11 protein-coding genes are annotated in these 16955 nt (G+C 44.0%); 5 read left to right on the forward strand and 6 right to left on the reverse strand.

Annotated features, from left to right (window positions below; translation table 11 throughout):
• Positions 1–237 precede the first annotated feature (237 nt).
• Complete coding sequence (gene sprA, locus ACQ76V_RS01105; RefSeq protein ID WP_440999018.1) at positions 238–7401, forward strand: cell surface protein SprA; 7164 nt, start codon at positions 238–240, stop codon at positions 7399–7401.
• A gap of 50 nt (positions 7402–7451) precedes the next feature.
• On the opposite strand, the gene lnt is transcribed toward sprA, so the two are convergent.
• Together lnt and rsmI are read right to left on the reverse strand one after the other, a co-directional pair.
• Positions 7452–9029, reverse strand: coding sequence for an apolipoprotein N-acyltransferase (gene lnt, locus ACQ76V_RS01110; protein WP_440998619.1), 1578 nt, complete (start codon positions 9027–9029; stop codon positions 7452–7454).
• Positions 9026–9709 carry a 16S rRNA (cytidine(1402)-2'-O)-methyltransferase gene (gene rsmI / locus ACQ76V_RS01115; RefSeq protein ID WP_440998620.1) on the reverse strand — a complete coding sequence of 228 codons (684 nt, stop codon included), beginning with the start codon at positions 9707–9709 and terminating at the stop codon, positions 9026–9028. The genes lnt and rsmI overlap by 4 nt, the downstream gene beginning before the upstream one ends.
• Before the next feature lie 215 nt (positions 9710–9924).
• On the opposite strand from rsmI, the gene ACQ76V_RS01120 reads away from it, so the two are divergent.
• The 3 genes from ACQ76V_RS01120 (at position 9925) to dnaJ (ending at position 12294) form a co-directional block, all read left to right on the forward strand.
• Positions 9925–10317, forward strand: a complete 393-nt coding sequence (locus ACQ76V_RS01120; protein WP_440998621.1) for a VOC family protein — start codon at positions 9925–9927, stop codon at positions 10315–10317.
• Positions 10318–10500: 183 nt separating this feature from the next.
• On the forward strand, positions 10501–11109 hold the full coding sequence (locus tag ACQ76V_RS01125) for a nucleotide exchange factor GrpE (protein ID WP_440998622.1): 609 nt from the start codon (positions 10501–10503) through the stop codon (positions 11107–11109).
• A gap of 30 nt (positions 11110–11139) precedes the next feature.
• On the forward strand, positions 11140–12294 hold the full coding sequence (gene dnaJ, locus ACQ76V_RS01130; RefSeq protein WP_440998623.1) for a molecular chaperone DnaJ: 1155 nt from the start codon (positions 11140–11142) through the stop codon (positions 12292–12294).
• Between the two features lie 67 nt (positions 12295–12361).
• On the opposite strand, the gene ACQ76V_RS01135 is transcribed toward dnaJ, so the two are convergent.
• From ACQ76V_RS01135 to ACQ76V_RS01150, 4 genes are all read right to left on the reverse strand, one after another.
• Positions 12362–13243 carry an ATP-grasp domain-containing protein gene (locus ACQ76V_RS01135; protein WP_440998624.1) on the reverse strand — a complete coding sequence of 294 codons (882 nt, stop codon included), beginning with the start codon at positions 13241–13243 and terminating at the stop codon, positions 12362–12364.
• A gap of 169 nt (positions 13244–13412) precedes the next feature.
• Complete coding sequence (locus ACQ76V_RS01140; protein ID WP_440998625.1) at positions 13413–13676, reverse strand: RNA recognition motif domain-containing protein; 264 nt, start codon at positions 13674–13676, stop codon at positions 13413–13415.
• A gap of 172 nt (positions 13677–13848) precedes the next feature.
• Positions 13849–14337 (reverse strand): N-acetyltransferase family protein, encoded by a 489-nt coding sequence (locus ACQ76V_RS01145; protein ID WP_440998626.1) that lies wholly within the window; start codon positions 14335–14337, stop codon positions 13849–13851.
• 26 nt (positions 14338–14363) lie between these two features.
• Entirely contained in the window at positions 14364–14873 is a 510-nt protein-coding gene (locus tag ACQ76V_RS01150; protein WP_440998627.1) for a Fur family transcriptional regulator, read from the reverse strand.
• Positions 14874–15062: 189 nt separating this feature from the next.
• Between ACQ76V_RS01150 and ACQ76V_RS01155 the strand changes: the two genes are divergently transcribed.
• Positions 15063–16937 carry an AMP-dependent synthetase/ligase gene (locus ACQ76V_RS01155; RefSeq protein WP_440998628.1) on the forward strand — a complete coding sequence of 625 codons (1875 nt, stop codon included), beginning with the start codon at positions 15063–15065 and terminating at the stop codon, positions 16935–16937.
• Positions 16938–16955: the final 18 nt, after the last annotated feature.

Below are 16955 nucleotides of genomic sequence, written 5' to 3' on the forward strand. Positions count from 1 at the left end.
AGATTTATTATGAGGACAAAACCAGAGTTTGTACTTTTATGGAAAGCAGGAATCCATTATAATTCTTCAGAGTGCATGGAGATACGATCATTTCAATAAAAAAAAGGAGCTGTATATAGAGAATCGCTACTATAGATTTGCTGATAGAAATAATATGTAAATATATTCTACAACGGTTTCGTGCAGCTCAACGCATTTAATTTTTTAACCTTAGTTTTATTTTTTTGCTTGGCAGCTATGGTAGCGGGCCCCGAGCAGAGTATGGCTCAGGGTGGAGAGGATTTACTGCACATAACGCCTGCCCAACCAGATACCTTGCCCCGGTTGCATGAGCCACCTGCTATTTCACAACCTTTTCCAGATACTCCTCCCAAGCTTTTTTATATAAAACTCCCACAAGAACAGACCTATATCCAGCGTGATTCTTTGGGAGCGTACCATAGTCAGCGCATGCTATTTGAGATGCCGATTGCATCCAGCATGCGGATGAGTTTTGAGGAATATGCTGAAAAGTCTAAACAGCGCCATCTGAAAGATAATTGGCAGAAGCTAATACAAGAGCAGCAAACCCAAAGTCAGCAACAGGCGGGACTGCTCGATTTTAATCTTGATATACCGGGCGGGGAGGAGTCTGCATTTACAACTATTTTCGGCAAGCCTGAAGTTAATCTGCGCATCAACGGGACGGCCAATATGAATGTTGGGGCTTCGATTCAGACGACCGAAAATCCCGAAATACCGGAAGATCAGCGCCGGCAGATCGATCCTACTTTTGAGCAAAGTTTGAAATTAAATATTCAGGGAACCATCGGGGATAAGCTTTCGATCCAAACGGATTGGGATACCGAGCGTGACTTCGATTTTATGAACCGCCTGAGTATTGTCTATGATGGTTACGAGGATGAGATTTTGCAGCGTCTGGAGTTAGGGAACGTATCTATGCAAACAGGCAACTCGCTTATCAGAGGCGGTAGCGCATTATTTGGGGTTAAATCCGTAGCACAAATTGGATCATTGAAGTTGACGTCCGTTTTATCACAGCAGGAGGGGGATAGTAAAACAGAAACGATTACGGGCGGTGCCCAAGAACAGGAAATTTCTATTCGTCCGGGGGATTACGAGTCGGATAAACACTTCTTTCTGGATTTCTTTACCCGCCAGGAGTTTGAAAATAACGTCTCAAATCCACAGCAGCAGGGACAGGCGTTGCAGCTTACGGAGGTAAACGTGTGGGTGCTTCGTGAATCTTCACAATCACAAGAGGGCGAACGTCAGGCAATAGCGCTGGGCAATTTAGGCGTTGTGCAAAATCCGGATAGTACCTTTTTACCGCCGAATGAGGAACAAGATGTATTTGATGAGGACACGCTGGCCCAATATCGGGACCCTGCTCAAGGGGTATCAGCCGAAAGTTTTGGGGTGGAGGCCACCTCATTTGTAGAAGGATACTTTGTTCCCCTGCAGGAAGGCGCGGACTATAGGTTGGATCGAAACCTGGGCTATTTATCTATCAAACGGAATTTAGGTTCACGGCAGGCACTGGCCGTTTCGTTTAAATATCGTGATCCCCAGACCGGTGAAACTGTTAGTGTGGGGGATGTGAGCCAAGGGGGGAATGAGCGTATGTATTTAAAGTTGCTGCGTCCTCAGACGGTGACCACCACGAATGTTTTGTGGGATCTGATGATGAAGAATGTGTATTCATTGGGCGCGAATAATTTAACACAGGATGGATTGGAACTCGATATTAAATATACCGAGCAAAATGTTCCCAGCAGTTCTCTGCCGCAACGCGATCAAATTTTGCTACAAGATTTGGGGCTTGACCGCGTAGATCAGCAAGGGGCATTAAACCCGGATAACAAAATCGATTTTAGTACAACAGTGTTAGAGCCTTCTACGGGCATCCTTGTTTTTCCCTATTTGGAGCCCTTTGGTTCACGTATTGAACAATTACTTACAGAATCGGGGACTCCGCCTGATCGTGTAAGTGATCTGACATTTGATGAACTTTACAACGAGAAGAAGGTCAATGCGAATCAAAGCTCAAAAAATAGTTTTTATCGGATTCAGGGGAGCTCAAAGGGTAGTATTTCATCGAGTTATTCACTGGGATATTCACTGGTAGAAGGATCGGTAAAGGTCTTTGCAAACGGACGCGAGCTGCAGGAGGGCACTGATTACGCTGTTGATTATTCGATTGGAAGTATTACGATCTTAAATGAACAGTATCTGCGGCAGGGACAGGAGATTAGAATTGAATACGAAAACAATCAGCTTACCCAGATTGGGAAGAAAAGCTTTACCGGACTACGAGCAGAGTATCAGTTTACGGATAATATATCGCTTGGAAGTACCTATTTTAATCTTAAAGAGCGTCCGTTACAGGACAAAATTCGTATTGGGGACGAACCGGTAAATAATTCGGTAGTGGGGGTTGATGCCAATGCTCATTTTGACACCCCTTGGCTTACACGGCTTATTGATCAGGTTCCATTGCTGCAGACCAAGGAAAATTCGAACTTGTCTTTGAGTGGAGAATTTGCCCATCTCCGACCGGGCGTATCCCAGACAAGCGCTGTAAATGATGCGATTGAAAGCAACCGCCTGTTTGAAGATGAAGAAAATGGGTTGTCTTTTATCGATGATTTTGAAGGTTCGGATATTGGACTGAGTTTTATGAACCCCAGCCGCTGGAATCTTGCTGCAGCACCCGCAGCCGTGCCGGGCTATGGGCCGGATGAGGTCTTTTTTGAGGATAATCCGCCGGAAAATCTATCAACGAATATTGCAGATAAAATTGCCCGCTCCGATCTTAGGGGAACATTTGCCTGGTACAGTATTCCACAAAATATTGATCAAATCTTGGGCGGTGTTAACTTTACGCCTGAAACCGAGCAAGTTAAGGTGACGGATGTTTTTCCTAATCGGGATGTTCTTACCGAAGAAAATTTTATTAGCACGCTCGATATTTATTTTGATCCCACTGAACGCGGGCCTTATAACTACAACGAAAATCTACGAACGTTGCTGCGGGATGAACCGGAACGTACCTGGAGTGGGATGACGACCACCCTGCCTTCGGGTCAGGAAGATTTAACGCAAAATAATATCGAATTCCTCGAATTTTGGATGCAGTCGGTATTGCCTAACGGACAATCTCCATCAGCACAGGACCTGCAGGATTATGAGGGTAAAATTTATATAGATATTGGAGTCGTTTCAGAAGATGTGGTTCCCAATTATAAAACCAATACCGAGGATGGATTGGTACGACGCCCTCAGGATTTACAAGAAGATAATATTAGCGGGCAGTCCCGATCATATATTCCCACACCGCTGCCAGCTCCCGAGGGTCAATTTTCAAATGATACTCGGGAGCTGTCGGATGTAGGATTAGATGGTGCACCGAATGCTGGAGGAGTCGATAATAAAAACGAGCAGAATTTATTTTCAGGATTTCTTGAGGCTATGGCTTCAGAATATGGGATGGGGACGCAGCAATATCAGCAGATTGAAAATGATCCCTCTAACGATGATTACGTGTATTATGGAGAGAGTCAATTGAATAATAGAAACCTCCAGGAAAGATTTGCGCGTATGTATGGCTATCATGATGGGAATACCCCGCCAAACGAGGGTGAAAAGCGTGCCGTGACCAATAAGCCCGACACCGAGGGATTGATAACGCCATCTATTGTTGAGCAAAACAACGCTTATTTTCAGTACGAAATTGACTGGAATCCTGCCGACTTTTCTGAATTGGAACCGGGTACCGAAGGCACTTTTATTGTTGATAAAGTAGATGGGGCCAATCAGCAGGATCGGTGGTATCAGGTTCGCCTGCCATTAGAGGATTGGGTACGCAAAGTGGGCGGTATCGAAAATTTCCAGAATATCTCATATATCAGGGTATGGCTTTCGGGATATGAAAAACCATTTACCCTTCGCTTTGCTACTTTTGAGCTGGTGGGTAGCCAATGGCGCCCGGCCACCAATGTAGATCAGCAGCAAGGTACTACGCAAGGAGAGTTCAATATTTCATCGGTAAATATTGAAGAAAACAGCCAGCGCCGCCCAATTCCATATCGCCAACCCCAAGGAGCAATACGAGCTGTCAATCGCGATCGTCAGCGGCAAACTATTGCTAATGAGCAGTCAATCACCATGAATGTAGAAAATCTGGGACCCGGTGAATTGAAGATGATGAAGCGCGTATATCCAGGAGGATTGAATATGATTAACTATTCCAATGTGCGAATGTTTGTGCATGGGGAGGGATACGATAATCGCAGTGATGCAGAGCTGGTGGTACGGTTTGGGACGGATCTTACAAACAATTACTACGAGTACCGTCAACCTATTTCTCCCTCCGACCCGAATTATCCTTATAGTACTGAGCAGTTAAGTGAAATGAGTGAGGCCGAACGCGAGATGGAGGCTGAGGAAGTCTGGCTCTACGAAGAAAACAGCCTGAATATTTTGACGCGAGCCTTTAATGAGTTAAAACAGCTTCGCGATCAACAGGGGGTCGAAGCCAATACGGTTTTTGAGCGCAGCGATCTGTTACAGGACGCTCCTTCAGGGGCCGTAATTGCTGTTAAAGGAAATCCTTCACTTGACAGAGTGGGAGAGATCGGAATGGGGATTCAAAATCCCTTTGATCCGCAAAATCCCGATGCCGGTGGAATTGCTTCATTGGACGGGCAATTTTGGTTTAATGAGTTACGGGTATCGGGCTTTGATAATAAATCGGGTTGGGCAGCCAATGCCAAAGCAGAGATGAAGTTGGCCGATTTTGCTACGGTAAATGCAAACTTTAACAGAGAAACGGATGGTTTTGGTGCTCTTAATTCACGGCTGGGGCAGCGGCGGATGTCTAACGTTCAGGCGTACGATCTGAATTCAACGGTTAATATGCACAAGTTTATACCCGATCGTTTTGGCTGGAATATCCCGGTATCCCTTTCAACACGACGTTCATCTTCTACGCCTCGATATTTGCCGAACCAGGGAGATGTTCGGCTCTCAGAATTTGAAGATGCGGTAAATTCTCGCAACGATATTACTGAATCCCAGAAACAACAAATTATTGATCAGCGTATCCGTCAAAGTCAGACGGTAACAGAGAGTTATTCCATCAATGTTTCAAATTTATCAAAGTCCAGATCGCAGTCAAAGCTTGCTGAATATACGCTCGATAAAACTACTATAAATTATGTTTACAATGTTAGCAAACGACGAAATCCCCAATATCAGCGCCAGGATAACTGGAATTATAGCGGTTCTGTTCGGTACAACTATAATTTCCCGCAAACAAAGGTATTCCGGCCACTGGGATTTCTTGGGCAAGTGCCGCTTTTGCATCCCTTAGCTGGCATTCAACTGGGATATACTCCGGCTTCGATCAACGCATCGGTGGGGATTGATCGGGAATACGACGAACAGCTTCGCAGGGTTACCAATCCCGATTTGGAGAATGCGCTGCAACAGTCACACAGCTTTACTTACGATACGGAATTTGGCTTTGGATATAATGTTACGCCAAGTATTAAAACAACTTTTCGCTCTCGCACGGTCTTTGATTTATCGCGAGCTGGAATTGAACAGGCCGGCTCGGCTAATCCCATGGCTGATTCTACCCGGTATTCAGTTCGTCCTTCTTTTAATGTGCTGAACGACTTGGTATTTGATACGTTGTCATCCAGACGTACCAACTACCAGGAGTCGTATACTGCCGGTTGGCAGCCAAGATTAAACAAGGTACGTGCGTTAGACTGGATTAACTATTCTGCTAATTATAGCGGTGGATATCAATGGAGGAACAGTCCAAGGGGATCCAATTTGGGGGCAAACGTGTCGAATAATTTTTCGTTAAATCAGACCCTGGATTTCAGTATGCGGAGTCTGCTAAACGGAATGGATTGGTATCGAAACTTGCAAAATAATGGTAGGTCAAATAATACTTCAGCGGCGGATACGTCCAAAGGCTTATCAGAAGATCAGCTTGCCAAAACGCTTGGCAGTATTGGGAAAAAGGCGGCAGGAGCATTACTAAGTATACAGTCTATAGACTTCTCATTTAATATTTCACAGAATTCGCTCCAAAGTGGATACGCCGGCACCTCACCGCTTTATGATATGTTTGGACGCAATAGTGAAGGATATTCGCCCCCATTCTTGTACCGCACAGGATTTGCAAACGAAATTGGACTCGATCGGCTGATTGATAATCCAAGTGAAAAATCATCGCTGCAGCTCCCATCAAATCGTAGTTTAACCGACGATATTACCGTACGGTCTCGGTTACAGCCATTTAAAAACTTGAGAATCGATTTGTCTTGGAATACCAAATGGAGTGAGACAAACTCACAATCAATTACTATTGATCCTAATCAAAATCAGAGTATAGTACGTTCACAAAATGGATCTATTTCTTCGAGCGTATGGGTATTTGGGAACGGTTATGAGGATTTTTTCAAGGAACAACTGAACACCGCTTTCAATGATATTGGCAATAATACAGTTATTATCGACTCCACCGGTAATAGTGATGGACGTACCGTCTTGGGCCGAACTGCTCTTCAGGATGATTTCAGGAGATCATACTTAACCTTTAGCCAAGGAGCTATTGGCGACCGTAGCTTTGCGCCGTTTCCACTTCCCGGCTGGCGAATTACATGGACCGGCATTGAAAAATTTATTCCCTACTTTGGGGACTTTATGTCTCGCGCATCTATATCGCATAATTATAGCGGTACTTACCGACTGGGATGGGTTTACAATGCGGATCAAAGTAGGCTGCCGGATATTTCACTGGGGGCTTATTCAGTGAGTAACCGTCGTCCTGAGTTCGAACCCAATAGTATTAATATTGAGAAGCGATTTAGTCCACTTCTGGGATTAAATTTGACCTGGGAATCGAACTTACGCACCAATGTGCAATATGAACAGAGCAAGGTTACAAGTCTTGCTTTATCAAATTCCACAGTTATCGAACGTATTTCAAAGGGACTCAAACTCACCTTTGCCTATACCATCCGGAATTTCAAAATTCCATTTCTCACGCGCTTGGATAATGCCGTAGATATTACGCTGAATGGGAGCTATATCGAGGATGAAGAGAAAAAGTTTAAACTCGATTCCGATCTGGATGAGGCTCTTACCGCCGGACCGGATGATATTATTAAAGATCCCAATCGTGCGGAGTTTTCAAGTACGGTTACTGGTGGACAGGCGCGTATAAATGGGGCAGCCGTTATTGGTTACCAGTTTTCACAAATGATTCAGGCCAATTTTGAATACAACTACAGTAAGTTGCTGCCCAAAACATCAGGAGTATACGGACGTACCGATCACGATATCAGGTTTAATATTGTGGTGTCCATTCGGTCGAATTAGGAAAAAGATCCGCAAAGTTTTGGAAACTTACCGATATGAATGCAAAAAAATTATTCCGTATTTGTTTTCTTGCCACCAAATGAAATTCCTATCCCAAAAATTGAGAGAGCTATCATCAAATAGGGCAGCCAGTCTCCGAAGCGGGTGTACAGTGTTTGGGAAGTAAGTACCGGTACTTCAAAATCAAAAGCGGTCGTTTCCCAGTAGGGGGTTTCTACTTCGACAGAACCATCCGGGGCGATGATACCCGAAATACCGTTGTTGGCACTGCGCACAACCCAGCGATCAAATTCAATGGCACGCAGACGTGCGTACGCAAAATGTTGCTCATGTCCGCTGGTATTGCCCCACCAGCCGTCGTTAGTAATGATGGTTAGATAGCCTGCTCCATTGCGCACGTAGTTAAGGATCCAGTTAGGGAATACTGAGTCATAACAGATCAGCGCAGGTGTTGCCGTGCCATTTACAGAAAACTGATCAGCGGCATATCCTTTGCCGTAACCTTGAATTTGATTCCAGTCTACCCATCCGAAAATGTCAACAGCATTAAGAAAATGGACAAAAGGAATGCGTTCTACAATGGGTACCAAGTTATGCTTACGGTAGACTTCCATCGATTTATTAGGATAAAACCCGAGTGCGGCATTAAATGGTAGATATGCTCCACGCTGACTTCCGTAGGTAAGGGCAGGGATATTATCGTCATAAAATTCAAAAAAAGTAGCTCCGGAGATGAGGGTGATCTGCCATTTTTCAGCATATTTCTGGAGCTGTTTTTTCGTGCGATCTGAGAACCTACGGTAATTGTTTATGTTTAGAATTTGATTCTGCACGGCATTTTCGGGCCAGACAACCAGCTGAGTACCTTTGGTGATCAGGGAATCGGAAAGGGATAATAAATGATTATTAGCCTGTTGAGCGTTCTCAAAACCACCGTTGGGTTGGTAGGAGTCAAAGTTGGGCTGTACCACCACCACGTCATGGGTCTGTTCGGGTTCTGTTTCACTTCCAAACAGGGAGATAAGACCCGACCAGAGGGGAAAAATAAGCAGTACCGAAGCCATTACAATTTTTGTGGTCCGCTGGGGCTTTTTCAGGTGTTGATACGCAAGCGCTGTAGTGAGAATCACCCAGAAAGAGATACCCCAGTAGCCGGTCACAGAGATATATTGCACTAACTGTGGGACGTTAGCCCATGCATTACCCACAGCGAGCCACGGCCAGGCTAAATCCCAAAGGTGATGCAGGTATTCATAACTGAGCCAGAAGGCCGTTTGTAGCAGGGCAATAAACCACGGAGAAAAACTTCGATGCTGTACTTTGTACTGCAGCATCACGGGGATGGTCATGACGGCGGCATTGGCCAGAATTGCAGCCACACCGCCGGCTACGGTTGCCATCACCAGCCAGTAGGTAGTGATGATATTCCAGATGAGAAAAGCTGGATAGACTTTGTAGGCTGCCTCCCGAGCCGAATCAGACAGGTCGATGATACGGAAGACAAGCAGGAATGCCGGAAAGATAAGAAAGGGCAGCGGTAACGGGGGATAGCTTAACCCCAGCAGGATTCCTGCCGTGATGCTTAGCATCCAGCTGTTATTCCAGAGTTGTTGAATAGTATTTTTCATTCGCTGTAATCTTTTGGGGCAATAATAACCACTATTTCTCCTTTAATGTTATCGCGAAGTTGAAAAGTGTCATGCACTGATTTTATCGATCCGCGAATCACTTCTTCAAACTTTTTGGTAAGTTCACGGCAAACCGCCATCATGCGTTGGTCGTCCATATATTCTCGCAACTCTTCTAAGAGTTTCATGAGCCGGTGGGGACTCTCGTATAGCACAATACTTCGCTCTTCGTCCACCAGTTGTTTTAGCTGCTTTTGACGACCTTTTTTCTGAGGCAGGAAGCCTTCGAATACATATTTATCGCACGGAAGTCCGCTGGCAACGAGGGCTGTTGTAGCAGCATCAGGTCCGGGAATTACGGACACTGAGTGACCTGCCTGATGTACAGCACGAACGGCCAGAAATCCCGGGTCGGAAATGCCCGGCATGCCGGCGTCCGAAATTAGGGCAACATTTTGGCGGGCATCCAATATATTTAGCAAATGTTCTACTTTTTGATGCTCATTATGTGCGTGAAAGGCAAATGTTTGGGCATCAATTTCCAACCGGTTAAGCAAAACAGCCGAAGTGCGGGTGTCTTCACAGGCGATATAGGAAACAGATTTGAGCGTTTGGATGGCACGTTGAGAGATATCATCCAAATTTCCAATGGGCGTTGCAACAATATATAGGGTGCTCAAAAGTGATCAAGTTTTAAGGTTTTCGGATTTTAAATCCCATGAAAAGTAACAAAAACTTCTTAACTATTTCGACTGTCTATCGTAATTAAGCGGGCTGATATTTAGGCGGAAAAAGGCTATACTAAGCTCCGTTAGAAAATGAATGGTGATTGAGGGTTTTTGTGTTATCAATCCTATCAGAATTTCATCACCTAAATAATCAGGATACTATTACTATGACAGATTTTAGTCCATCAGGTATTAATCATATTACTATTCGCGTTAATGATATTGAGCGAGCTGAAGAATTTTATGGGGATATTTTAGGATTTGAGTTACTCCGAAAAATGGGCAAAAGTATGGCTGTATACCAGGTTGGCGATGAGGATACGCTGGTCTTGGTTGAGGCGGAAACAAGTTATGACCCTGAATCGCGTGATTACCGGGTTGATCACTTTGGGTTTTACCTGGATTCGGAGGAAGAAGTTGACGAGATGGCAGCATATTTCCGTGAAAAGGAGGTGACGGTACTAAGTGGACCGGCGAATCGAAAGCGTGGCCGATTTGTGTTTATTTCGGATCCTGACGGCAATATGCTGGAGTTTTTCTACGAAGAAGATGACGAATAGTTTTAGGATTGAAACGTTATAGATCAATCCTAAAAGCTGACACTCTGAATCTTTCAATTTCTTGGAGAATAGAACTTCCGTAACTTTGTCAGCAGATATGGAGGTATAGGGTGATGGCATGTTATTTGCATTATTGCACTCATAAGAATCAAAATAGAATTTAATTGTTTAATTTAGTTTCACATGAGCGAATCCAAAGATAAAGCAACTGAAGAACAAACAGCCGAAAAGGAACAACAGGAGCAGTCGGCTGAACAAAATGAAAAAGCTGAAGCGCTGCATGCGAAGTATGAAGATTTTGAAGCAGATGAGCTGCGTGAATTGCTTGTTGCACGCGATCAGGAAGTGCAGAAATTAGAAGAAGAACTGGCTGAAGCGAAGGACAGTCACTTGCGTAAAGCTGCTGAACTGGAGAATTACCGCAAGCGGGTACAGCGAGAACGATCACAGGTGTATGAGACGGCAAAAGCCAATGCGCTGGATGACTTTCTTGAGATTAATGATGATCTGCAACGCACGCTCAAAGCGGCTGAAGAACTCGATGTTAATGATACGCTGATGGATGGTGTAACCAACGTGGCCAGTAAGTTTAAAGATGTGCTCAACAAGTACGGCGTAGAACGCATTGACGAAGAAGGGGTTCCGTTTAACGTGGATTTACACGATGCGATGATGCGACAAAAGCCAGAAGATGATAGCATTGACAGTGATGTTGTGCTCAATGTTGTGGAAAGCGGCTACCGTATGGGAGATCGCACTATCCGACACGCAAAAGTAATTGTAAGCGAATAGAATTTTTAAGATTAGTTAGTAATTTAATACATGTCTAAACGAGACTATTACGAAGTACTCGGCGTCAGCAAAGATGCATCCGAAAGTGAAATCAAAAAGGCCTACCGCAAAAAGGCAATGAAGTTCCATCCGGATCGCAATTCTGAAGATCCGAAAGCGGAAAAGAAGTTTAAGGAAGCTTCAGAAGCCTATGAAGTGTTAAGTGACGAGCAGAAGCGTCAGCGGTACGACCAGTTTGGTCACCGCGGAGTGAATGGCAATGGCGGATTTGGTGGCGGCGCCGGATTTGAAGATATCGGTTTTGAGGATATCTTCAGTCGTTTCAGTGATATATTTGGCGGTGATTTTGGTGGTGGACGTGGTCGTTCGCGCGGACGTCGTTCTTCGGGGCAGCCGGGTTCGGATATGAAACTTCGCATCGAGCTATCACTGGAAGAAATTGCTTTCGGAACCGAGAAAAAGCTGAAGGTTAAAAAGCACATTAAATGTGACGAGTGTAATGGTACCGGTGCGGAATCAGAAGAAGATTTCGAGATGTGCGGTACCTGTAACGGTACAGGTGAAGTACGACAGGTTCGCAAGACGATGCTCGGACAGATGGTGAATGTACAACCGTGTCCGGAATGCCGTGGTGAAGGACGTATCATCCGTAACAAATGCTCAAAATGTCACGGAGAGGGTCGTTATCAAGGAAAAGAAACAGTGAAAGTAAATGTCCCGTCCGGCGTATCCGAAGGAAATTATATCACGCTGCGCGGTAAAGGTAATGCCGGTAAGCGCGGTGGAGAAGCAGGATCGCTGGTAGTGCTAATTGAAGAGAAAGAGCATGAGCATTTTGAGCGTGATGGTAACGATATTTATTACGATCTGGTACTCAGTGTCCCGGATGCTATTTTGGGGACTGAAGTTGAAGTGCCTACGCTTAAAGGCAAAGCAAAAATTAAGATTGAAGAAGGTACACAACCCGGTCGGCTGTTGCGGATGAAAGAAAAAGGCATCCATGGCTTAAACCGATCTGGAATCGGAGATCAATTTGTGCGGGTGAATGTATATATGCCTAAGAATCTTTCTGATGAAGAGAGAAAGCATGTCGAGGCGTTGAGAGGCAATGAACACTTTAAGGCCTCAAACAAAGAAGATGACGGCAAGGGATTCTTCTCGAAGATCAAAGATGTTTTTACTTAGTTTTTTGCCACGAGATAATAGATAAAATCAGCAGTAGTACGGTATCCCGTGCTACTGTTTTTTTATTTCAGGCAGTTTTTTTTGCCATCCATTTGTCGAAAACCTTGGCAAAACGTTCTGGTGATTCCGGATCCATATTAAAATAGAGTGAGGGTTCAATGAGCTCCAGCTCCATCAGCGCAAAAGTGTTGTTGGCTGTGCGGACGTAGTCGGCGCGGGTGTACAACGGTTCCGGATCAATCATATCACGCATAGAACGGGCCGTTTTTAATAGATGGTCTTTCGGTTTGACCAATGTAAGTCTACCGCCGTGTTCTTCCTGCACGCGAAAATCGTTGGTTTTTGGTGTTTTTAGGATGGTGTGACTGTAAATATCACCAAAAAAGAATACCGAAAATTCTCCCTCCTCTGTGATGTTATCCATAAAAGGCTGCACCAAAAAAGGCCGGGAGGCAAAGACCGTTTCCAGATCTTCGACAAACACATCATAATTTGATTGATGGATGCGAAAGGTGTCGTCGGCTCCTGCGCTGATGGTTGGTTTTACAACGATTTCGTCGGATTCCAAATCCGTAAATACCGATGGAAATAAATCCGAAGAAAATTTATCAAACCAAAGGCTTGAAACGATCTCAACCCCCTGGGAGTCGAGGTCACGAAGGTAAGTTTTGTCGATATTCCATTTGACGATGTCGAGACTATTTTCGAGCACTGCATCTGATTGCTCAATATCTGTCAAAACCTGCATAAAAGCCTGTGGATCGTCTTGATAATCCCAAGGACTGCGAATAATGACGGCATCGAAACTGTTCCAATTTACCGTAGCATTGCGCCAGGAAACCTCTTCGGCATACCAGCCTAATGCTTTGAGTGGATCAAAAAGCAGGTGATCGTAAACTTCAAAGTCCTCATAATTATCCATCGACAGAAAGGCGCAGCGCTTCATCATTAAAATAGGTATGGTATTGAAATTTAGCTCGCGCTAAATATACTATTCCGGATTTAGAGCGCCAAGCGATGTCTGAAAATGGCTTATCTTTTATCAGCGGCTTAGTATTTTACAAACAAAAAAGCCCCGGAGTGTTATCCGAGGCTTTATATCATTAGACAATATGATATTATCGTCGGTTACCGGCTTTTTCTTTGGGACGGGCTTTATTCACTTTAACGGCACGACCGTTAATTTCGGCACCGTCGAGTTGATCGATTGCAGCTTGAGCTTCTTGGTCATTTTCCATTTCTACGAACCCAAATCCCTTGGATCGACCGGTTTCTCGATCTTTAATCACTTTGGAGGAGGTTACCTCTCCAAATTCTTCAAAAACGTCCATTAATTCTTGGTCTGAAACCTTATAAGAAAGATTTCCCACGTAAATATTCATTAGTTTTATTCAGTTAATTGCTGTTGATATCGGCAGGAAGTAAATTAAATTCCCATCGTGCAAAAGTATATTACGAGGTTTTACAATAGGAAAAAATTAAATTTTTAAAAGAAGTGGGAGCTAATCAATTCGGATACTAAAACACCAAGAGTGATGCACGCTCGGTGTGACACTACAACTTTTTATACATATAAAGATGGTCTCGGTATTTGTCATTGAAATTGAGGGCATCGGGAATACGTCCTGCTTCACTGAAGCCAAATTTATTTAGGAGGGCAATACTTGCTTCGTTATCACTTACCAAAATGGCAACGGCAATTCGGTAGTCTGATTGTTTGCAAAATTGCAGGGCATGTTCCATCAGCTGGGTAGCTATTCCTTGGTTCTGATGGTTGTAATCCACATAATAGCTAACTTCAATAACTTCGGAAAGAGCTGCGCGGTTTTTGCTGTATTTTGATACCGATAGCCAGCCAAGCAGCTCATTATCATCCAGATAAACAAAAACAGGGTAGGTATTCTTGGGATGGCGGTTGAACCATTGCTTGCGTTGTTTTAGAGAAACGGGGTGGGTATGTGCCGTACGAAATCCCTCTGCAACCGCCTGATTATAAATATCATTTATGGCTTTTAGATGTTCAGGCTCAGCCCGGGTAATCATGAGTCAAAAGGCAATGTAATGGGAGACTATGAGTTTACTTTAGATTTCTTTTTACCCATCTGTTCTCCCTGACGTTTTTTACAAGCCTCAATATCCTGACATGTCCCAAAAAAGTGGAGGGAATGCCCGGTAATATTAAATTTGTGGATTTTCTCCATCATCGTTTTGATCTCCTGAATTCGGGGATCGCAAAATTCTAAGACCTTGCCGCATTTTTTACAGATGATGTGATCGTGTTGCTGGTAGGCGTAAGCACGTTCGTAATAATATTGGTTTTCACCGAATTGCTGGCGCTGCACCAGTCCGCATTCCACCAATAAATCAAGTGTATTATACACCGTTGCTCTCGAAACACGTGTGCCCCCTTCTTTCATATTGAAAAAGATATCATCGGCATCAAAGTGCCCGTCGGCGCGGTAAATTTCTTCGAGAACCATGAAACGTTCGGGAGTCTGTCGTTGATTGTGCTCTTTTAGGTACGAGCTAAAAATCTCTTTTACTAAATCAATTGTTTCTTCGCTTGCCGGATGAGCCATAAAAAGAGGATAAAATTTTTCTTTTAATATAAGGAATTGGGATACCTAAAAAAATTCATTCAATGCCGTATTATACCATTTTAAAACCACAAATATTGAATGGTGCTGAATTTTCAATTCAGAATGTTATATTCGATCTGTACAAATTGATTGTGATCAGTGTTTTAAACAGTAACTAATTCTTGATTTATGCCCACAGTTGTAGCTTTTGAAACGTTAACCGACCTATTTCTAAATTTATCGAAAAAATATAAAGGGACCGATAAAACGGCTTTTGCACGAAAGCCGAAGACGGATGAACCCTATGAGACGATAACTTGGGATCAAGTTCACGAAGATGCTCATACCTTGGCTGCCTACATAGTTAAGCATGGGATTGAGGCCGGTGACCGAGTAGCCATCCTCAGTGAAAACCGCTATGAGTGGGCAGTAGTGGATTTAGCTCTGCAACTAATTGGGGCCATTAATGTATCGCTTTATACCTCGCTGCCATCAAAACAGTGTGAGTATATTTTGAAGAACTCGGAGGCGAAGATGTTTTTTGTCTCTACGGGCATACAGCTTAAAAAAGCGCGCGAAGTTTTTGATAATTGTGAGCATCTGAATCGTGTTATTGCATTTGATGAGCCCAATATATCAAGCTACATGGATGATGCTTACGTTTCTCTTTTTGATCAAGCGATGGTAGAGGGGGCAAAAGAATTGCCAAAAGTAGAAGATGAAATTGCTCGTCGCAGTAAGGCAATTGAACCCGAAGATCTGGCTACGCTTATCTATACGTCGGGGACAACGGGCAAGCCTAAGGGAGCAATGCTTACGCATCGTAATATTGTCAGCAATGTAAAGGCCGCCCATCAGCAGATCGAAATCATGGATAATGATCGCTGCCTTTCGTTTTTGCCTCTTTGTCACTCTTTTGAGCGAACGGCGGGCTATTATGCAATGATGGCTGGCGGGGCTGAAATCTATTATGCAGAAAGTGTGGATACGGTGGCCAAAAATATGACTGAAGCACATCCCACAATTATTTTGAGTGTGCCGCGTCTTTTTGAGAAGATTTATAATCTTGTTTCTAAGAGCGTGGAAGAAGGTAGTGCTATCAAACAAAAAATATTTGATTGGGCACAGAAAGTGGGCCGCAAATATGCTGATGGTCAGCGCGGGGTGGTTTCTATGCAGAAGAAATTGGCTGATAAACTGGTTTTTGATAAGCTTAAAGAACGTACTGGCGGGCGTATCCGCTTTTTTGTGTCGGGTGGAGCGGCTTTACCGGCAGAGATAGGTCATTTCTTTATGGGGGCGGGCCTCCATATTATTGAGGGATATGGCCTTACCGAAACTTCTCCCGTTATGTGTTGCAATACCTATGGAGATGAGCAGATGGGAACCGTTGGCAAAGTGTTGCCGGGCGTTACCGTAGCCATTCAGCGATTGGAGGATAGCCAAATTATTGCCGAGATAAGCGGTGAAGATTATCCGACAGATCAGAATTCAGAGCAGGGTGAAATTTTATGCAAAGGCCCCAATGTAATGAAGGGATATTGGAAAAATGATGAGGCTACTCGCGAAATGATTGATGAGGAGGGTTATCTGCATACTGGTGACGTAGGAAAATTTGTGGATGGCAAACTGCAGATTACGGATCGCATCAAACACATGATTGTAAATGCCGGTGGCAAAAATATTTATCCGGGGCCCATTGAAGACCTGTTTAAAACAAGTAAGTGGATTGATCAGTTGGTCGTTGTCGGTGAACGTCAACCTTACATGGCGGCACTAATTGTACCCGATTTTGAAGTGCTTGAAGAACATGCTAAGGAGAAGGGGATTGCGTATGATTCTCTTGAGGATCTGATTGAAAAAGAGGCAATACAGAACATCTATCGTAAGGAAATTCGAAGTCATGCTAAGGACTTAGCATCGCATGAAAAAATCAGGGATTTCCGCATTGTCTCCAATGAGTTTACTGTTGAGTCTGGTGAGCTGACCCCCACTCTAAAGATCAAGCGCCGTATTGTTGAAGAAAAGTATGGCCATCTTATTGATGACATCTTCTCAAACTAAAGCAGCAATCATGTTGGT

It is taken from the genome of Fodinibius sp. SL11 (assembly GCF_052060035.1).
Lineage (GTDB): Bacteria > Bacteroidota > Rhodothermia > Balneolales > Balneolaceae > Fodinibius.